Genomic DNA, 16,691 nt, shown 5'->3' with positions numbered 1-16,691 from the left:
TTACTATGAATAGATTTTTTAGCTATAAAAATTCCATCCCTGCTTTTGCCATCGGCATCGCAATGGCAGTTTCCGGATTAATGAGTTGCACAAAAGTGCTGGATAAACCTGATCTGGGAGCTATCCCCAGTGGTGAAGTATGGACAGACCTCAACCTTAGTACCGCTTTTCTGAACAATATATACCTGAATGTATTACCCAACTGGCCCGATGCTACTTACCATGTATCTGATGAGGGCAGTGGAGGAGGAGACGTGCTGTTTGGCCAGCTCACCGTTAATTCAATTAACTATTGGCCTTACGCGGATATCAGGAGCATCAACCTCCTGTTGCAACAGGTGCCCGCTGCACCATTCACGGAAAGCGATAAGAATACACTCGTGGGGCAGGCCCTCTTTCTTCGCGCCTGGCTTTATTTCCAGATGGTCAGCAGATACGGAGGAGTTCCCATTATTCTTACCCCACAGAACCTGGAAGATAATCTGAACGTATCCCGCAATAAAACTTCAGAGTGTATTGCGCAGATTGTAAAGGATCTCGACAATGCGGTGGCGTTATTGCCAACCAGCTGGAATGCGGATAATGCCGGCAGAATTACACGCGGTGCGGCTTTGGCGTTTAAAGGAAGAGTGCTGCTACACTATGCCTCCGAACAATTTAATCCAACCCAGGATCCATCCAGATGGCAGACTGCCTACAATGCGAACAAGGCCGCAATGGATTCACTCACAAAATATGGAAATGCCCTGATGCCAGATTTCAGAAACCTCTGGTTTGTAGAAGGTATCGGCAATACAGAAGCAATCATGGTAACACGATTCAGTTATCCGGGTCGCCCGCAAACCCATGATGCCAGCATCCGGCCACTGGAAGAATCACAGAATTACACCGGTGGGGATCAGCCATCGCTGGAACTGGTAAATGCATTCCCCATGAAAAACGGATTGCCGGTTACTACACCGGGATCAGGTTACAACAGCCAGGCTTACTGGCTCAACCGTGATCCGCGCTTCGCTACCACAGTAGTGCATAATGGAGATGCCTGGGCGCTTTCCGGGAAAACAGGACGCATCCAATGGACGTTCAGCGGGGGAGAAGCCATCGGCGGAACCTTCTCCGGCTTTTACACCAGGAAAACAGTTTTTGAAGGGTATAAACCATTTGATGCAGAGCATAGCGGTACCGATTGGATAGAAATAAGACTGGCCGAGGTGATGCTGAACTATGCAGAAACGGCTAATGAAACAGGTAATGTACAAACAGGGTACGATATGATAACTGCCATCCGGAAACGGGCCGGTATTGACGCAGGTACCGACGGTCACTACGGACTGAAAGCCAATATGTCGAAAGAGGAAATGAGAGCGGCTATTCTTACAGAGAGAAGGCTGGAACTGGCTTTTGAAGGTAAACGCGATCAGGACCTGAGAAGACGCAGACTATATGCCTCCGTTTTAAATGGCAAAAAACGCACAGGACTGGATATCAGGTTAATCAAGTTTGGTGGTAAAGCGGGAGATTTCTTTGCCGCATATGCCACCGGTACGATCAACCTGAACACCGATTACTTCAGCTATTTTAGCGAAACACCAAAATTGCTGGACCCCAACAATGTAATTAATTATAAAGACGAATATTATTTCTATGCGATCCCGCAGGATCATCTCCAGAAAAATCCCAACCTGCAGCAAACAAAAGGCTGGGACGGTGGAACATTTGATCCGCTGCAATAATCGCAGATGAAACTGCCAGTCAGGTCCTGAGCAACGGACCTGACTGATTTTATTCAAGTTACTTACTACACATGAAAAGATATCTATCAGGTTTGACTGTATCCCTGCTGGGCTGCAGCATGCTCTCGCTGGCACAACAGCCACAATTCCTTTCCGGCTTAAACAACGGCACCATCAGGCAGGACATTTTTTCCCCGGTAGCAAATGCCTCTATGACCGGTAGGAAAATGAAGATGAATCAGAAGATCTACGAAAATGGTATCAGCGTACATGCACCGGCGTCCGGCATTATCAGTTTGAAGGGAAAAGGTATCCGGTTTGTTGCCGATATCGGGGTAGATGATAAAGATAACCGTAACCTGGAACCAGCTGGTATGGAGTCTCTTACCGCAACCGACGGTACAAAAACATTTTATCATACGGACAAAACAACCAACCGGAAAAACTTAACCGGCGTAGGTCGTGATGTTCAAAGTATTGCCCCGGGAAGTATTGTATTTACGCTATTGGGTGATGACAAACAGATCTTGTCCACAGGTATCCTCAGGCAGGGAGATAAACCGGTGCATGTGGAAGTGGATATTTCAGGAATAGATGCACTTCGTTTTTCAGTTACAGATGGTGGCAATGGTATCAGCGGCGACATCGCGGATCTGGCCAATGCTGCCGTTATTATGCAACCCGGATTTAAACCGGAGCTGATCGACGAGCATCAGTTGTCAAAAAATAAGCCTCATGAAAATGGTGTTAATAGCCAGCTATCTGCCCTGCTGCTATCGTTACCAGTTGCGCAGCCATCAGTCGCCGCTACAGATTGGTTAATCCAAAAGCCGGCACAGAAAGCTGCTGTTTCGCGGATAGGTAATCAGCAGGTAATCCTGAGCAATGGCCTGATCAGCAGAACTTTTTATGTCGGTGCAAATATGGCCACCACCAGCATCAGAAACCTCGTGACTGGTGAGGAATATCTGCGTGCAATAAAACCGGAAGCCGATGTAATGATCGACAGCATAAATTATCCGGTAGGTGGCCTGACCGGTCAGATTGATCAGGCTTATTTATTGCCGGACTGGTTGGATAAGATGAATGTTATACCTCATTCCTTTTTATTCAAAACGTTTAAGGTAAGTGAACTCAAACAGAAAATACCCTGGACCAGCAAAAGATGGCTGGCAAGTTCACAGTGGAAAGCCAGCGGTAAGGAACTGACCTGTTATTATGAACATCCGGATCTTAAAGGTATTTCGGTGGCAGTACACTATGAAATTTATGACGGCATACCACTCATTTCAAAATGGCTGGAAATAAATAACCAGGGTGATAAAAAGATACAGGTAAACCATTTTACTGCCGAAACAATCGCCTTCAGCGAACCATCAAATTCACCTTCCGGAAAACAGGAATGGTTGAAGCCTGATTTTCACCTGGAAAACGATTATGCGTTCGACGGCTTTACCTATGAAGGCTCTGATCAATCAATTTTCTGGCAAACAGATAAAACCTACACCTCCCAGGCAGATTATAACCTAATGACGCCCTGCGTGGTGAAAAGTATGCCGGCAAAGGGCCCTGAGCAAATATTGGAACAGGGGCAGCATATGGTAACATTCAATACATACTTTTTGGCTTTAGATGGAACAGACAGGGAGCGAAATGGTCTCAGTCAAAGGAAAATGTACCGCACATTGGCGCCCTGGGCTACGGAAAATCCTATTTTCTTACACCTCACTTCTACTAACCCCGAGGTTGTTAAACAGGCCGTTGACCAATGTAAGACCACCGGTTATGAAATGATTATCCTGAGCTTTGGAAGTGGATTGAATATGGAAGATACCAGCGCCCGGAACATAGAAAAATTCAGATCGCTTGCCGCTTATGCGCACGCTAAAGGCATTGAAATAGGAGGATACTCTTTGTTTTCGAGCCGTAGCATCGATGCGGAAAATGATGTGATAGACGTTACTACAGGAAAGCCGGGAGGTGCCAGATTTGGAAATGCTCCTTGTCTTGGTAGTAAATGGGGGATTGCCTACCTGCAGAAAATAAACAAGTTTTTTGCTGAAACAGGATTTGATCTGCTGGAGCATGACGGGCCTTATCCCGGCGACTTCTGCGCATCAAAAGATCATCCCGGACATCACGGATATGGTGATTCCCAATGGAATCAGTGGAAAGAGAGTATTGTTTTTTATAAAGCTTTAAGAAAGAAAGGTATCTATCTGAACCTCCCTGATTTTTACTTTTTATCTGGCAGCAATAAGGTATCCGTCGGTTATAAAGAAGTGAACTGGTCTTTACCACGTGAACAGCAACTGGTATTAGGCCGACAAAATAACTATGACGGTACCTGGACCAGAACCCCGGCTATGAACTGGACTTTTGTGCCGCTGGTGGAATACCATGGTGGAGGCGCCGCCGCTACACTGGAGCCCCTCGCAGACCATCTGGATGCGTACGAAGCGCACATGAAGCAAAATTATGGTGCTGGTATACAGGCCTGTTACAGGGGAAACCGTCTTTATGATACGGAAGCCACAAGGGCATTGGTGATCAAAGAGGTGGCGCACTATAAAAAATACCGGGAGATCCTCAATGCGGATATCATTCACTTACAACGTCCTACCGGCAGAGATTGGGATGGATTTATGCACGCTGATCCGCAATTAAAACAAAAGGCTTTTGCCATGTTCTTTAATCCGCTTAGTGAGCCCATTACCCGGACCATTAAATTACCTTTATACTATGCCGGATTGAGTAACAACGCAAAGATCAGCATACAGGGCGCACCTGCAAGGCATTTTGCACTAAACGCAAAGAAAGAAGCAATCGTAAATATCACCATCCCTGCCAATAGCAGCACCTGGCTGGTGGTGGAATGATAAACGCAGGCAAAAAAAATTACAATATGCGTAAGAAGAAAATACTTTTACTATTTATATGCGTGATCGCGATTACCCGCAGTTGGGCATTCAGCGCAGCAGCACATCCACCAACAGGCCGGACTTTCATAGCTAAGCTGCAGCAGTCATCCGCAACAGTGATACTGGCAGCCGGAACGCCGGCGGCATCAGGTGTATCAGTTTCGCGAAAATGGAATAACGGAACCTGCACCATGTCCGTCAGTAATAATTCCGGCAAATCGCTCCACATACGTGAAATTGTGCTGTTCGATTTTCAACATGAGCTGCCTGGTAACACCGGTATCTACGGAGAAGGATTTCAAAAATTGGCCCAGATGGGCGGCACACTGGCGAAACCGTTGGATCTCGGAACCTACACCGACAGGAATCACTACAAAATCCAGGAGCCCGAGCATATGCGTACCGCGTATGGTATGCTTACTCTCCAACTACCGCACGATCGCGTGTTATTGGCTACCACTTCCTGTAACCGGTTTATATCCAGGTTTTCTTTTGATGGCAAGCGCATACGGATCTCCCTGGATTGCGAAAACCTGCTGTTAGAGCCAGGGGAAACCTGGAATCTGGAGGAGTTTATAGCGATATCAGGACCCGACAGGGAAAGACTATTCGACACGTTAACAACAGCTATCGCTAAGCATCACCCGCGCTTAAAGCATGAACCGGTGCCAATGGGCTGGTGTTCCTGGTACTGTTTTGGTCCGCAGGTAACCGCAAAGAACGTGGCCGATAACACGGCATGGATTGCGAGTCATCTGCCGGAACTCAGGTATATTCAGATCGACGATGGCTATCAGCCTTGGATGGGCGATTGGATGGACAAGGGAACCGCATTTGGTGGTGATGTGGAAAGCGTATTGAAGGAAATAAAACAAAAGGGATTGGAACCTGCCATATGGGTAGCCCCATTTGTAGCCAGCCCGGAATCACAATTGTTTAAGAACCACCCCGACTGGTTTGTGAAGGATGAAAATGGCCTGCCGTTACGCTCTGATAAAATTGGTTTTGGAGGCTGGCGTTTGGGTCCCTGGTACGTACTCGATGGCACCCATCCCCAGGTACAGCAGTTCCTGACGGAGCTTTTCAGGAGAATGAGACAGGAATGGGGTTGCTCCTATTTCAAGCTGGACGCCAACTATTGGGGAGCTATCCACGGTGGGGTACACTATGATAAAAAGGCCACCAGGATTGAAGCTTACCGCCGTGGTATGGAAGCTATTCTGAAAGGATCGGGTGATGCGTTTGTGTTGGGCTGTAACCATCCGGTATGGGCTTCCCTGGGATTAATTCATGGCTCCCGCAGCTCTATGGATACCTGGAGGAAATGGGAATCTTTCCGGGATATTGGCCGGGAAAACCTGCTTAGAGGATGGCAGAACGGAAGACTATGGTGGAATGATCCGGATTGTATCTTGCTGACAGACGGCGGAGCAACTGATATTATGGACCAGGCGGGAAATAATGTAAATGCACATAAAAAAGAAACGGGTCCAACTGAAAACGAATACCTGTTTCATGCCACCACCATATACGCTTCCGGAGGGATGCTGCTCAGTGGTGATGATCTCACAAAAATTACCCCGGAAAGGCTTAGTATCCTAAAAAAGCTGATCCCGCCAACAGGAAAGGCGGCGAGATTTGATAATGAGCAATTCGAAGTAGGAACCATTGTTTTACCTGATCACCTGGTATTCGCCGTTTTTAATTGGGGAGAACAAACAGTGGAGCGCCGTATTAAGCTGCCCCGGGGAACTTATCGCTTAGTGAATAAATGGACGGGTAAGGAACTGGGTGATTTTAAAGAGGAATATGTCATCCGGGCGTTGCCGATGCACAGTGCGCTATTAATTGAAGCACGTAAGGTTGCTGCTATCCGTTAGGATCTTTTGAAAGAGATGATATATTCATGTAGAAAGAAGGGCAGGCGCCCTTCTTTCTTATTAACAATCAACCTTCCGCCAACTGCAGCAGCAGCGCTTTAAGCGCCGGTTCAGATGGCCGGGGTGCATCCACCGTCACGATTTTCCCTTCTTTATCGAAAATCAGGAACCTCGGAATACCGGTGATCTTATAGTATTGAGCGAATTCACTGAAACCTTTGGCGCGTGACAAATATCACCGTTTTTTCTCAATTCAAAGTTCTAAATTGCAGTACAATATCAGATGAAAGACCACCCCACATACACTGCTTTATTGTGTAGATAAGAAACAACCTTCATATGCAACAACCTTATCTTATTTGTAACCTCCACTTTAAGCTTATGGTACTTGAAATCCTGACGAAGGAGGAATTCCTGTCTTTTAAGAAAGAACTATTTGAAGAGATTCGCGATCTGGCCAAAATACAGGGTCTCCGGCCACGCAAATTATTGAAGTCCTATGAGGTGTGCGAAACTCTTGGCATTTCCTATGGCACACTCCGAAAAATGAAGAATAGTGGCATATTGTCTTCTACCAAAATAGGAGGATTAATCTATTTTGATGATGATGAAATACAAAAACTGACAGAAGTAATTAATCAAACCCCCAATCCTCGTTCATGAGTACCGTAGAAAAAGTAAATTATATCAGGCACCTGACAGCTTTCTATGCACAGGTGGAGAAAGATGATCGCCTGCATGCCAATCATGTAAGTCTTTATCTGGCACTCTTCCAGCTATGGAACCGGCATCGTTTCCCGGTCTCCTTTCCAGTGTCCCGGCAGGATGTGCTAAGGCTTTGCCGTATTGGTTCACGGAACACTTACGCCCGTTGTTTGAAAGACCTGCAGGATTTTAATTACATCACCTATAAAGCGTCAAAACAGCTCTTTGCGCCGGGCATGGTGACCATCATCACTAACATCCTTGATAAACAATTACCACCTGCTGAGGGTATTTGCGCGCCCCAAAATGAGCCGGTAACCGGTCCGGAATTGAGCCCGGGTGAAGCTCAGAATAGGACCGCTTCCCTGCTCAAAATTGAGTCCGTGCCGGGCTCAAAAATGGGACATTTTTATTATAAACAAATAAACAATAATAAACGAGAGAGAGAAAACAGGCTCCCGCCCTCAAAAAAAAATTATAAAGCTACATTTGAAAATTCCCGTTGCGGACTAAATGCACCCGGCGCGGAAAATGAAAATCACAAAATCCAGCACCCCCCCGATCTCCAACAGCTCAATACTTTTTTTCAGCGTCACAACTACCCGCAGCAGGAAGCCTGCAAATTTTTTTACCACTACCAGGCCAATGGCTGGCGGCAGGGTGGCAAAGTACTTATTACAGACTGGCAGGCAGCCGCCCACAAATGGATACTGAATATTCATCAACTGCAACCAGGCAGTCATGAACACTGCCCCAGGCCATCAAACGGAACAGGGAACCTCCACGTCAACGAAAACAAAAACTATGCAGAGCCCTTGTGATTGTATAGCTATATCAGGACGAGACATAGCTATATCAGGACGGGACACAGCTAGAGGAGTGCTGGTGTAATGCTAGTATAGTGCTAGCGGAATGCTGGTTTCACCCGCCTATATCTTACCCATAACTCCTGGTTAAGCCGACCATAACCCGTACCTGATAAATACGGGTTATGTACAGATGAGATGCATTTTATAAAGGTGTGATAGCTCATTAAAAGATGGATGTATGGTCATTGCAACCAATGATACGCGATCCCAGGAATAGGATAACCCGTTTTTGAAGATAATATTTTGTTAACGCCGCGTTAATGTTTAGTACATGCGGGCCGTTTAATTTCGCTGCTTCAAATCTAAATAAATCTAAATCAATCTAAATCGATGAACCGCTTACGCTGTCTTTTATTTATTACGTTAGGGATACTAATGTCTGCTAACGTATTTGCGCAATCTACGCTGGCCGACCTGAATGGTCAGGTTAAAGCGAAGGATGGTACACTGATTCCAGGTGCCTCCATTACTGTAAGAAATGAGTCAACCGGTTTTACCAACAGGACACAGTCAAACACTAAAGGTCTTTATACCTTTAAACAATTGCCACTCGGCGGTCCTTACACGATTACCGTATCTGCCATAGGCTTTGGCGCTCAGAAGAAGCAGGACTATAACCTTAACCAGGGAGATGCGCTCCAGGTAAATTTCGACCTGGAACAGTCTGTTTCAAATCTGGATGCTGTTACGATTGTATCTACGTCCAACAAGAAAGCGATTGTAAATGCCGGTGCAGCTACCACTATCACTCCCACTGATATGAACAGGTTGCCTGTCAACGGAAGAAATTTTTCCAACCTCGCAGCCCTGTCGCCACTTACCGGTAATGGTAATAGTATCAGTGGCCAGCTTGGGTCCGGTACCAATTACACCATCGATGGTATGACCGCAAAGAACCCTACTTCCGCTGGTGCTACTACCTCCAGAAGCGGTGCGCCTTATTCTATTTCTATCGAAGCGGTGCGTGAGTTTAAAGTGGTTACCAATCAGTATGATGTTACACTGGGCAGATCCGGTGGTGGTACAGTGAGTGCTGTTACCAAGTCCGGTACCAATACCGTGTCCGGTTCTGTATTCGGCTTTGGCCGTGCCAACTGGTTATCCAGCCCTTATGATATCCGTGGCAACAAAAGGAACAACGACTATTCCACTTATCAGTTCGGAGGTTCTATCGGCGGACCAATCATAAAAGATAAACTTCACTACTTCTTTGCCTGGGATCATCAGACAGACAATCGTTCCCTGGTCATTGCAGACATCCGGTCCAACTCCGATGAGCTGGTGTATAACACTACCAGAAGTGTATTGGATTCATTCGTGGATATTGCGAGATCCAAGTACGGTGTTTCCAGCCATGCACAATATGGCTCTTTTGGAAAAACACGTCAGTCAGATGCCGGCTTCCTGCGCCTGGACTGGCAGATCAACGACAAAAACCTGTTGACCATCCGGGATAACTATACCAATGATGTAAACAAGCTGGGTTTGATTGATAATACGGCGATTGATTTGTATGAGTCAACCGGTAATGACTTCAACAAAGATAACAGCCTGTTGGTGACCCTGAGATCTACCATCAGCACGAAGGTTACCAACGAATTAAAAGTGCAGCATTTATACACCTGGCAAGCCAGCCGGCAAAATGATGAACTGCCGGGTGCGCTGCCAAGAGCGATTGTAGAGAACGTAACTTCGGTACTGTCAGACGGCTCCACCAAGGCTACCAATATCCAGATCGGTGGTCACCGCTTTGGCCAGGAAGGATTTACCAACAACGTAATACAGCTGACCGATAACCTGTACTACAATACAGAAAAAGTTAACTATACCTTTGGTATCGACCTGATGTATACACACGCCAAATCATTGTATGGTAGTGAAGTAAACGGCCGTTATGTGTACCGTGGACTGGATGCATTCCGTAATAATACACCGTATGCATTCTACCGGGAAGTACCGTTGGTGGCTGATCCCAGTGTAAAGTCTGCCATTTTTAACGGCGGTATCTATGGCCAGCTGCAAACAGATCTGGGTAAAGGTGTAAGTCTTACTGCCGGTTTGCGTTTCGATATGGCTACTTATCCTAAGGCGCCGTTCAACCAGGACCTGAATAGCGCACTGGGTTTAAATACCAACAACAGCATCAAATCTTTTGTACCACAGCCAAGAATTCAGCTGACATGGGATGTGAAACAGCAGCATACAGATTATATCAAAGTGGGCGCAGGTGTGTTTAGCTCTGATATCAATAACTATATGCTCATCAACAACCTGGCATTTGATGGCAGACATTTCGGAACTGCTAACCTGAACTCCAGCTCTGTAAATATACCTGCTCCTGATTTTGCCGCATTCAGAAAAGATCTTTCTACGGTTCCTTCTTTTGCGCAATATCAGTTACCTTTGATCAATTACACAGGACCGGATGTTAAAATTCCTATCGTGTATAAGGCGAATATCAATTATACCAAATACATTACCAGCCGCCTCAGAATGGGTGTTTCTGCTTACCTGACATACGGCCGCAATAACTACTTCTATATCGACAAAAACATGGTGGAAACTCCATTCTTTACCATGTCAAGCGAAGCTAACAGGGGAGTATATATTCCTTTGGATAAGATGAACACCAGCGGTGGCAGTGGTAACTACCTGGACGGTAGAATCAGCAAAGCTTTTGGTCGCGTACTGGAGCTGACCAGCAAGGGTAAAAACAATACCTATACTTTTGTGTATGATGTTAACTATCGTTATTATAAAGATGGTAACATCACCGCCAGCTACACCTGGAACGATTCCAAAGACAATACCTCCTACAATGGTAACGTTGCCAATAGTGCTACTTTAAGTTTGCCGGTGGCAGATGACCCACGTAACCTGAGTAAAATGACTTACTCTGATTTACAGTTCCGTCATAAGGTTGTATTTTATGGTACCTCACCTTCTTTCGCAGGATTTGTATTGGGTGTACGCTTCTCCGGTATCGGCGGTACCCGTTACAGCCTGTTGTCTGGTGTAAACAGCAACCAGGATTTTGTAAGCGGTACAAACGATCTGGCATATGTGTTTAATCCGAAGGATCCCGCCACCTCCGCAGCCGTTAGAGATGGTTTGAATAAACTCCTGAATTCAGACGCCGGTGGCAGCTTCAAAAAGTATATTGAGAAATCAGAAGGTAAGATTGCTGAAAGAAATGGTGGTATCAATGGCTTCTATGGTACTTTCGACTTAAGACTGGCCAAATCATTCAAGGTTTCCAGGAAAAGCGGTTTTGAGCTTTCTGTAGATGTTTTCAACTTCGCCAATATGCTCAATAAGAAATGGGGTGCAAGCCACAACTTTGGCAATACCTCCCTGTACCGTGCATCTGCATTCAGTAAAGAAACCCAGTCGTACAACTATTCCGTTAACACCAGCGGAATAGCTAATCCTGGTGGTGATCCATACCAGGTGCAGTTGGGTGTAAGATTCTTTTTCTAAGATGAGTTAGGATCAACAACAAATCAGATATTGCCTGTCGCCAGGTGGAAGTTCAACTTCTGCCTGGCGACTGTTTTTTTATGTACTGATAAGCAAAAGTGTTAGTGATAGCTCACCCATTTAATCCCAAACAGTCCATCATGCTCCTCTTTATTAAGAGAGTCCCCTTCTTTAAACCTTTTGTATAACCGGTAGGGAACACTTTGCCTGGTGGGTATGGTGTCTGTACGGAGCAGCAGGAGTTTGAATTGCTCTCTGAAAGGCAGGGAGGCGCTGTCGCGGCCCTTCCACTTATCCATTACCAGGTAGTGCAGACTATCCTTGCCATTATAACGGCCGAAGTTCCTGACGCTATAGTAGTCGCTTTGGGGAACTTTCTGCCAGTGGGTAATGCCGGTAATACTTTCGGTGGGCAGCAGGTAAAAATAATATACTGTTGTTTCGCTGATATCCGGATCGTTGCTGAGGTAAGTGTTGTGATCGGTGCGGGTGATATAGTATTTTGCCGACCTGGGGGTGGAGAAGTCGAACGCATAATTGACAGCAAAGAAAAAGGGAAGGAGGTAAAAGGCTACTGTTCGCAGCAAGGCACGCCTGTTATGCTCATGCCTTTCCGTAGGAGTGGCATCTTTGCCAAACAACAGGTACCAGCATATCACGGGTGTAATGATCATCAGTATCCACCAGAAATAGGAGGTGGTGTATATCTGCAACACATGCGCTAACACAAGCAAATAGAGAATGGCGACCCCCACAGTGATGAAAACATGACTTATGATTCCCAGCTTCGGATAGCCGGTAAAAAAAACGTCCATTTCTGTTTGTTGCCGCTCATGAACAAAATACCTTATCAGCGGTAATAAAAAGATGATTACAATTAGATACCGGAAGGTGACAGACAACGGGTCTGTGAGCAAAAGGGCAATACCCAATACCATCCGGGTGATGGCGGAAAAAAATACCCGGTACAGAAGGTTATTCATTTAAGATCATTTTTCTCCTGTTCCCTATTGATGGAACAGGAATGGGCTAACATATCAGACCGCATTTTCGTCATCTATGAATGTACAATAAAATACAACCTGTTTTTACGGTTTTAGCTAAATCAAACACTGATTTGGATAAATCCGGCCGGCCAAAGCAGCGGACCTTTGTGTCAACAAAAGAAAAATAATCATGCGCATATTTGTTACAGGAGCTACAGGCTTCATCGGTACGGCCATTGTACAGGAATTAATAAGCGCCGGTCACCAGGTACTGGGATTGGCCCGCTCGGACGCATCCGCCCAAAGGCTCACCAACGCAGGCGCGGAAGTACACCGGGGCGACCTGGAAGACCTGGAAAGCCTCCGGAGCGGCGCCGCTCAATCGGATGGCGTGATTCATGCCGGGTTTATCCATGACTTCAGCCGGTTCCGGGAAGTGTGTGAAGTGGATAAAACTGCCATCGAAACGATTGGCGGGGTGCTGGCTGGTTCCGATCGTCCTTTTATCGTTACCTCCGGTACAGCGCTGGTGCGACCAGGAGAACTGGCTACCGAAGATATCATTCCGCTGTTTAATCCGGCCTGGCCCCGGATGTCTGAGCAGGCAGCAGATGCCGTAGCTGCATTGGGTGTCCGTGCTGCAGTGATCCGTTTATCGCCATCGGTACATGGCCACGACGATAAACATGGTTTTATTCCCATCCTGGTCAATATTGCCAGGGAAAAGGGGATATCTGCATATACAGGCGAGGGGCAAAACCGCTGGAATGCTGTAAACAGAATGGATGCAGCCCATTTATTCAGGTTGGCTTTAGAACATGCTGAACCGCGCGCCCGTTATCATGCCGCCGCCGAAGAAGCCATTACCGTTAAAACGATCGCGGAAGCCATAGGCCAGCAACTGAACCTGCCGGTAGTGTCGATAGCGCCGGAAGCAGCGGCTGCACATTTTGGCTGGTTTGCACAAATGGCCGCGATCGACTGTCCTGCCTCCAGTATATGGACACAGGAGCATTTGAACTGGCAGCCCACACATGACACCTTGCTGACCGATATAGCAAACGGCATTTATACCAGGTAAGACGCGAAAATGGGTAAGATCCAACTCCCTGGTTAAATCAGGGAGTTGGCTGCCGTGTACCAGAAAATAACGAACTTTATTAGCGATGAGCAACCAACAGATTTTCCGTTTTCATACTATCACCGAATATCACCGGGCTGCGGGCCTTCCTAATCCTGCACATCCGCTGATCAGCGTGGTTCACATGGATGATTTGAACAGGCCGCTGGCGGAAAGTCCGTTCAGCCTGATCTATGATTTTTATTCGATTTCCATGAAAAGGGTGAAGCATACGAAATTCAAGTACGGGCAGCAGACCAGTGATTTCGATGAAGGCGTGTTGTTTTTTATGTCGCCCGGGCAGGTGTTTGGGGTGGAATATGAAAAAGAAGCCGTTGTACATCACCCCGAAGGCTGGATGATCCTGATCCACCCTGATTTTTTATGGAATACGCCGTTGGCAAAGAACATCCGGCAATACGAGTTTTTTAGTTACACGGTGAACGAAGCGCTGTACTTATCTGATAAGGAAGAAGCGATGCTTGCCGCCATCGCGCAGAATATAGAGCAGGAGTATAACGCCAATATCGACCGGTTCAGTGGAAGCGTGATCATTGCACAACTGGAACTATTGCTGACCTATTCAGAGAGATTCTACCAGCGCCAGTTCATTACCCGCAAGGTTGCCAGCCATGAGATCCTCACCAGGCTGGAAGATCTGCTCGCCGGTTACTTTGATAGCGGCGCACTTGCCCTGAAAGGATTACCCAGCGTTACTTATATTGCTGAGAACTTAAACATTTCACCGGGTTATCTGAGCAGTTTGCTGAAATCCCTTACTGGTCAGAATACCCAGCAGCATCTGCACAACAAGCTGATTGAGCTGGCCAAAGAGAAATTATCTACCACCAATTTATCCGTCAGCGAAATCGCCTATGAGTTAGGATTTGAGCATCTTCAATCTTTCAGCAAACTGTTTAAAACCAAGACCAACGTTTCACCGCTGGAGTTTCGCCGTTCTTTTAACTGACATCGCATGAGAACAGTATTACTTACCCGCAGTTCCCTTTTTTAGGGTAATTACCGCCACTTCCGGCCACATACCGATTCTTCCTTTTAGCCCGATGAAGCCAAATCCACGGTTCACATACAGGAACTGACCCTTGTTCTGATAAAGTCCCGCCCACTGTTTGTACACATATTTGATAGGGCTCCATTTAAAACCAAAAAGGTCGATGCCGAACTGCATGCCATGCGTATGCCCCGATAAGGTGAGATGAACGCGCTGATGATGCTCCAGCGTTACGCCTTCCCAATGTGAGGGATCATGCGACATCAGCACCTTGAAAGCGTCGTCGGGAACGCCGGCAGCTGCTTTGTTTAAGTCGCCGTATTGATGAAAGCCTCCTTTGCCCCAGTTCTCTACGCCTAACAGCGTAATGGACTGGCCTCCTTTTTCAAGGGTGATGGCTTCATCGAGCAGCAGCCGGAAGCCGATTTCGCCATGTACCTGCTTTAAACGGGCAAGATTCGCCCTTTTGGCCTCAGGCGTTTCCCACTGAATATAATCGCCATAATCATGGTTCCCCAGCACGGAGAATTTCCCCATTGGTGCTTTTAAGGCTGCAAAGGCAGGTATCCACCTGGCCATTTCTGATGCCTGGTTGTTCACCAGGTCGCCGGTAAACAGGATCACATCGCTGTGCTGGGCGTTTACCAGGTCCAGTCCTTTCTGTACGCCTGCGGCGTTGGTAAAGCTGCCGGAATGAACGTCCGTTATCTGTGTTATTGTAAAGCCGTCAAATGCCTCCGGCAGATCCGGGAAGTAAATGGTTTCACGCCTTACGCGGTAGAAGTGCCGCCCGCGCGTAATGCCGAACAGCACAACCAGGAACAGTACGCCGGCTGTGCCCAAAGTAAGTTCACTTACCCCGATCGCTCGTGGTGGAAAGCCCCGGAACAGCCTGGTAATATCTTCCACCAGCAGCACAGGGAGTGAAAATAAGCGGGGAATAAAAGCCAGCAGCATCAGTCCCATCAGCCAGGCAATCAATGTTTGCTGGGAACTGCGCCGGCCGAAAATGACCGCTGCAATGCCGGCTATTACGAGCAAATCGATGAGCCAGTAGCTCCATAGCAATGCACTGGAACTGATAAGGGTTTGTATAGCCTGATAAAAATACAGATCGGTGCCGATCCAGAGTAAAAAAATAAGAGGAAGTCTTTTTGCCATTTATTTGTATACCTATATGTTAAACATGTATTCTTTAAGGTAGACGATCGAACGGCGAAGATATTTTAAAAGAAAGGAAAAAGGCGGCCAGGATCTCCGGGCATAGATTTACGCGTCAACCGGGCCGGGCTCCAGGCGGCATAAGATATCCACTAATTCATCCGGACGATCTCTCATCACATTATGCGCGCAATGTATTTTTTCAACATGCCAGCCAGGATCGTTTTTTAAGCGCTCATATTGTTTAACAAAGGGAGAGCCTTCCCAGTTACTGAGATAAATAAAGGTGCGGTTAACAACCCTTTCATAATTCCCGGTTAATTTCAGGGTTTGCATGAAGGTAGCAAGTGGATGCGGTCTTCTCCGGGTATCTGATCCGGGAGGGTTGGCCACCGTGAAGCCATCTATGCTGGCGCCGGTTACAAAACGCTGCCGGTAAACATCACTTGTCAGACTCCAGCAGGAATCTCCATCCGCAGGAACATAAGCATCTATATACACCAATGCATGAATCCTGTCGGGGATCTTGTCGGCCACACCCGTGATCACCAGCCCTGCATAGCTATGGCCGCAGAGAATTACCTCCCTGAGATTTTCTTTTAAAAGTACATCTGTCACGAACTGAATATGTGTATCTAAATTGATCCCCTTGTCTGGTATTCCGGGTTGTGCCTCAAGCCCCGGCAGGGTGAATGACATGCTTTTTTTTCGGGACTGTGCCAGTCTTTCCCTCACCGGGTCGTAAGCCCATGCGCCATGCCATCCACCTGGAATAAATACATAAGTTGGTTCCATATTTTATTATTTGATGATGGAACAAAGAT

12 protein-coding genes are annotated in these 16,691 nt (G+C 46.8%); 8 read left to right on the top strand and 4 right to left on the bottom strand.

Annotated elements, in window-relative coordinates:
* The first annotated feature begins 5 nt into the window (after positions 1–5).
* The 3 genes from BMW79_RS25560 (at position 6) to BMW79_RS25550 (ending at position 6,534) form a co-directional block, all read left to right on the top strand.
* The gene (locus BMW79_RS25560) at positions 6–1,733 is read left to right on the top strand and encodes a RagB/SusD family nutrient uptake outer membrane protein (RefSeq protein ID WP_089899780.1); all 1,728 of its coding nucleotides are present in this window, start codon (positions 6–8) and stop codon (positions 1,731–1,733) included.
* Positions 1,734–1,804: 71 nt separating this feature from the next.
* The gene (locus tag BMW79_RS25555) at positions 1,805–4,612 is read left to right on the top strand and encodes an NPCBM/NEW2 domain-containing protein (RefSeq protein ID WP_089899777.1); all 2,808 of its coding nucleotides are present in this window, start codon (positions 1,805–1,807) and stop codon (positions 4,610–4,612) included.
* Positions 4,613–4,638: 26 nt separating this feature from the next.
* A complete protein-coding gene (locus BMW79_RS25550; RefSeq protein WP_177192329.1) occupies positions 4,639–6,534 on the top strand; it encodes a glycoside hydrolase family 36 protein in 1,896 nt (631 codons plus the stop codon).
* Positions 6,535–6,601: 67 nt separating this feature from the next.
* Here the strand turns inward: BMW79_RS25550 and BMW79_RS33770 are convergent, their stop codons facing one another.
* Positions 6,602–6,766 carry a TlpA family protein disulfide reductase gene (locus tag BMW79_RS33770; RefSeq protein WP_218150442.1) on the bottom strand — a complete coding sequence of 55 codons (165 nt, stop codon included), beginning with the start codon at positions 6,764–6,766 and terminating at the stop codon, positions 6,602–6,604.
* A gap of 107 nt (positions 6,767–6,873) precedes the next feature.
* Here BMW79_RS33770 and BMW79_RS25545 point away from each other — a divergent pair, with 107 nt between their 5' ends.
* The 3 genes from BMW79_RS25545 to BMW79_RS25535 all read left to right on the top strand — a co-directional run bounded on the left by BMW79_RS25545 (position 6,874) and on the right by BMW79_RS25535 (position 11,588).
* Complete coding sequence (locus BMW79_RS25545) at positions 6,874–7,197, top strand: helix-turn-helix domain-containing protein (RefSeq protein ID WP_218150441.1); 324 nt, start codon at positions 6,874–6,876, stop codon at positions 7,195–7,197.
* A complete protein-coding gene (locus BMW79_RS25540) occupies positions 7,194–8,060 on the top strand; it encodes a hypothetical protein (RefSeq protein ID WP_089899771.1) in 867 nt (288 codons plus the stop codon). Before BMW79_RS25545 ends, BMW79_RS25540 begins: the two co-directional genes overlap by 4 nt.
* Positions 8,061–8,483: 423 nt before the next feature.
* Positions 8,484–11,588 carry a TonB-dependent receptor gene (locus BMW79_RS25535; protein WP_218150440.1) on the top strand — a complete coding sequence of 1,035 codons (3,105 nt, stop codon included), beginning with the start codon at positions 8,484–8,486 and terminating at the stop codon, positions 11,586–11,588.
* A 101-nt stretch (positions 11,589–11,689) separates the two neighbouring features.
* Here BMW79_RS25535 and BMW79_RS25530 read toward each other — a convergent pair whose 3' ends face one another.
* The gene (locus BMW79_RS25530) at positions 11,690–12,571 is read right to left on the bottom strand and encodes a hypothetical protein (RefSeq protein WP_089899765.1); all 882 of its coding nucleotides are present in this window, start codon (positions 12,569–12,571) and stop codon (positions 11,690–11,692) included.
* A gap of 193 nt (positions 12,572–12,764) precedes the next feature.
* Here BMW79_RS25530 and BMW79_RS25525 point away from each other — a divergent pair, with 193 nt between their 5' ends.
* Positions 12,765–13,655: an SDR family oxidoreductase gene (locus BMW79_RS25525; RefSeq protein WP_089899762.1), complete on the top strand. Its 891-nt coding sequence runs from the start codon at positions 12,765–12,767 to the stop codon at positions 13,653–13,655.
* An 85-nt stretch (positions 13,656–13,740) separates the two neighbouring features.
* Positions 13,741–14,664, top strand: coding sequence for a helix-turn-helix domain-containing protein (locus BMW79_RS25520; RefSeq protein WP_089899760.1), 924 nt, complete (start codon positions 13,741–13,743; stop codon positions 14,662–14,664).
* An 18-nt stretch (positions 14,665–14,682) separates the two neighbouring features.
* On the opposite strand, the gene BMW79_RS25515 is transcribed toward BMW79_RS25520, so the two are convergent.
* Both BMW79_RS25515 and BMW79_RS25510 read right to left on the bottom strand, forming a co-directional pair.
* A complete protein-coding gene (locus BMW79_RS25515; RefSeq protein ID WP_089899758.1) occupies positions 14,683–15,867 on the bottom strand; it encodes a metallophosphoesterase in 1,185 nt (394 codons plus the stop codon).
* Between the two features lie 108 nt (positions 15,868–15,975).
* Positions 15,976–16,662 carry an alpha/beta fold hydrolase gene (locus tag BMW79_RS25510; RefSeq protein ID WP_089899755.1) on the bottom strand — a complete coding sequence of 229 codons (687 nt, stop codon included), beginning with the start codon at positions 16,660–16,662 and terminating at the stop codon, positions 15,976–15,978.
* Positions 16,663–16,691 lie beyond the last annotated feature (29 nt).

Origin of the sequence: Chitinophaga arvensicola, from assembly GCF_900110835.1 — a bacterium.
GTDB lineage: Bacteria > Bacteroidota > Bacteroidia > Chitinophagales > Chitinophagaceae > Chitinophaga > Chitinophaga arvensicola.
This window is presented reverse-complemented; position numbering and strand designations above follow the sequence as displayed.

Coding starts and splice junctions, on each gene's coding strand:
- BMW79_RS25540 (WP_089899771.1), top strand. CDS start 7,194: ATGAGTACCGTAGAAAAAGTAAATTATATCAGGCACCTGACAGCTTTC.
- BMW79_RS25510 (WP_089899755.1), bottom strand. CDS start 16,662: ATGGAACCAACTTATGTATTTATTCCAGGTGGATGGCATGGCGCATGG.
- BMW79_RS25550 (WP_177192329.1), top strand. CDS start 4,639: ATGCGTAAGAAGAAAATACTTTTACTATTTATATGCGTGATCGCGATT.
- BMW79_RS25515 (WP_089899758.1), bottom strand. CDS start 15,867: ATGGCAAAAAGACTTCCTCTTATTTTTTTACTCTGGATCGGCACCGAT.
- BMW79_RS25535 (WP_218150440.1), top strand. CDS start 8,484: ATGTCTGCTAACGTATTTGCGCAATCTACGCTGGCCGACCTGAATGGT.
- BMW79_RS25545 (WP_218150441.1), top strand. CDS start 6,874: ATGCAACAACCTTATCTTATTTGTAACCTCCACTTTAAGCTTATGGTA.
- BMW79_RS25560 (WP_089899780.1), top strand. CDS start 6: ATGAATAGATTTTTTAGCTATAAAAATTCCATCCCTGCTTTTGCCATC.
- BMW79_RS25525 (WP_089899762.1), top strand. CDS start 12,765: ATGCGCATATTTGTTACAGGAGCTACAGGCTTCATCGGTACGGCCATT.
- BMW79_RS25530 (WP_089899765.1), bottom strand. CDS start 12,571: ATGAATAACCTTCTGTACCGGGTATTTTTTTCCGCCATCACCCGGATG.
- BMW79_RS25520 (WP_089899760.1), top strand. CDS start 13,741: ATGAGCAACCAACAGATTTTCCGTTTTCATACTATCACCGAATATCAC.
- BMW79_RS25555 (WP_089899777.1), top strand. CDS start 1,805: ATGAAAAGATATCTATCAGGTTTGACTGTATCCCTGCTGGGCTGCAGC.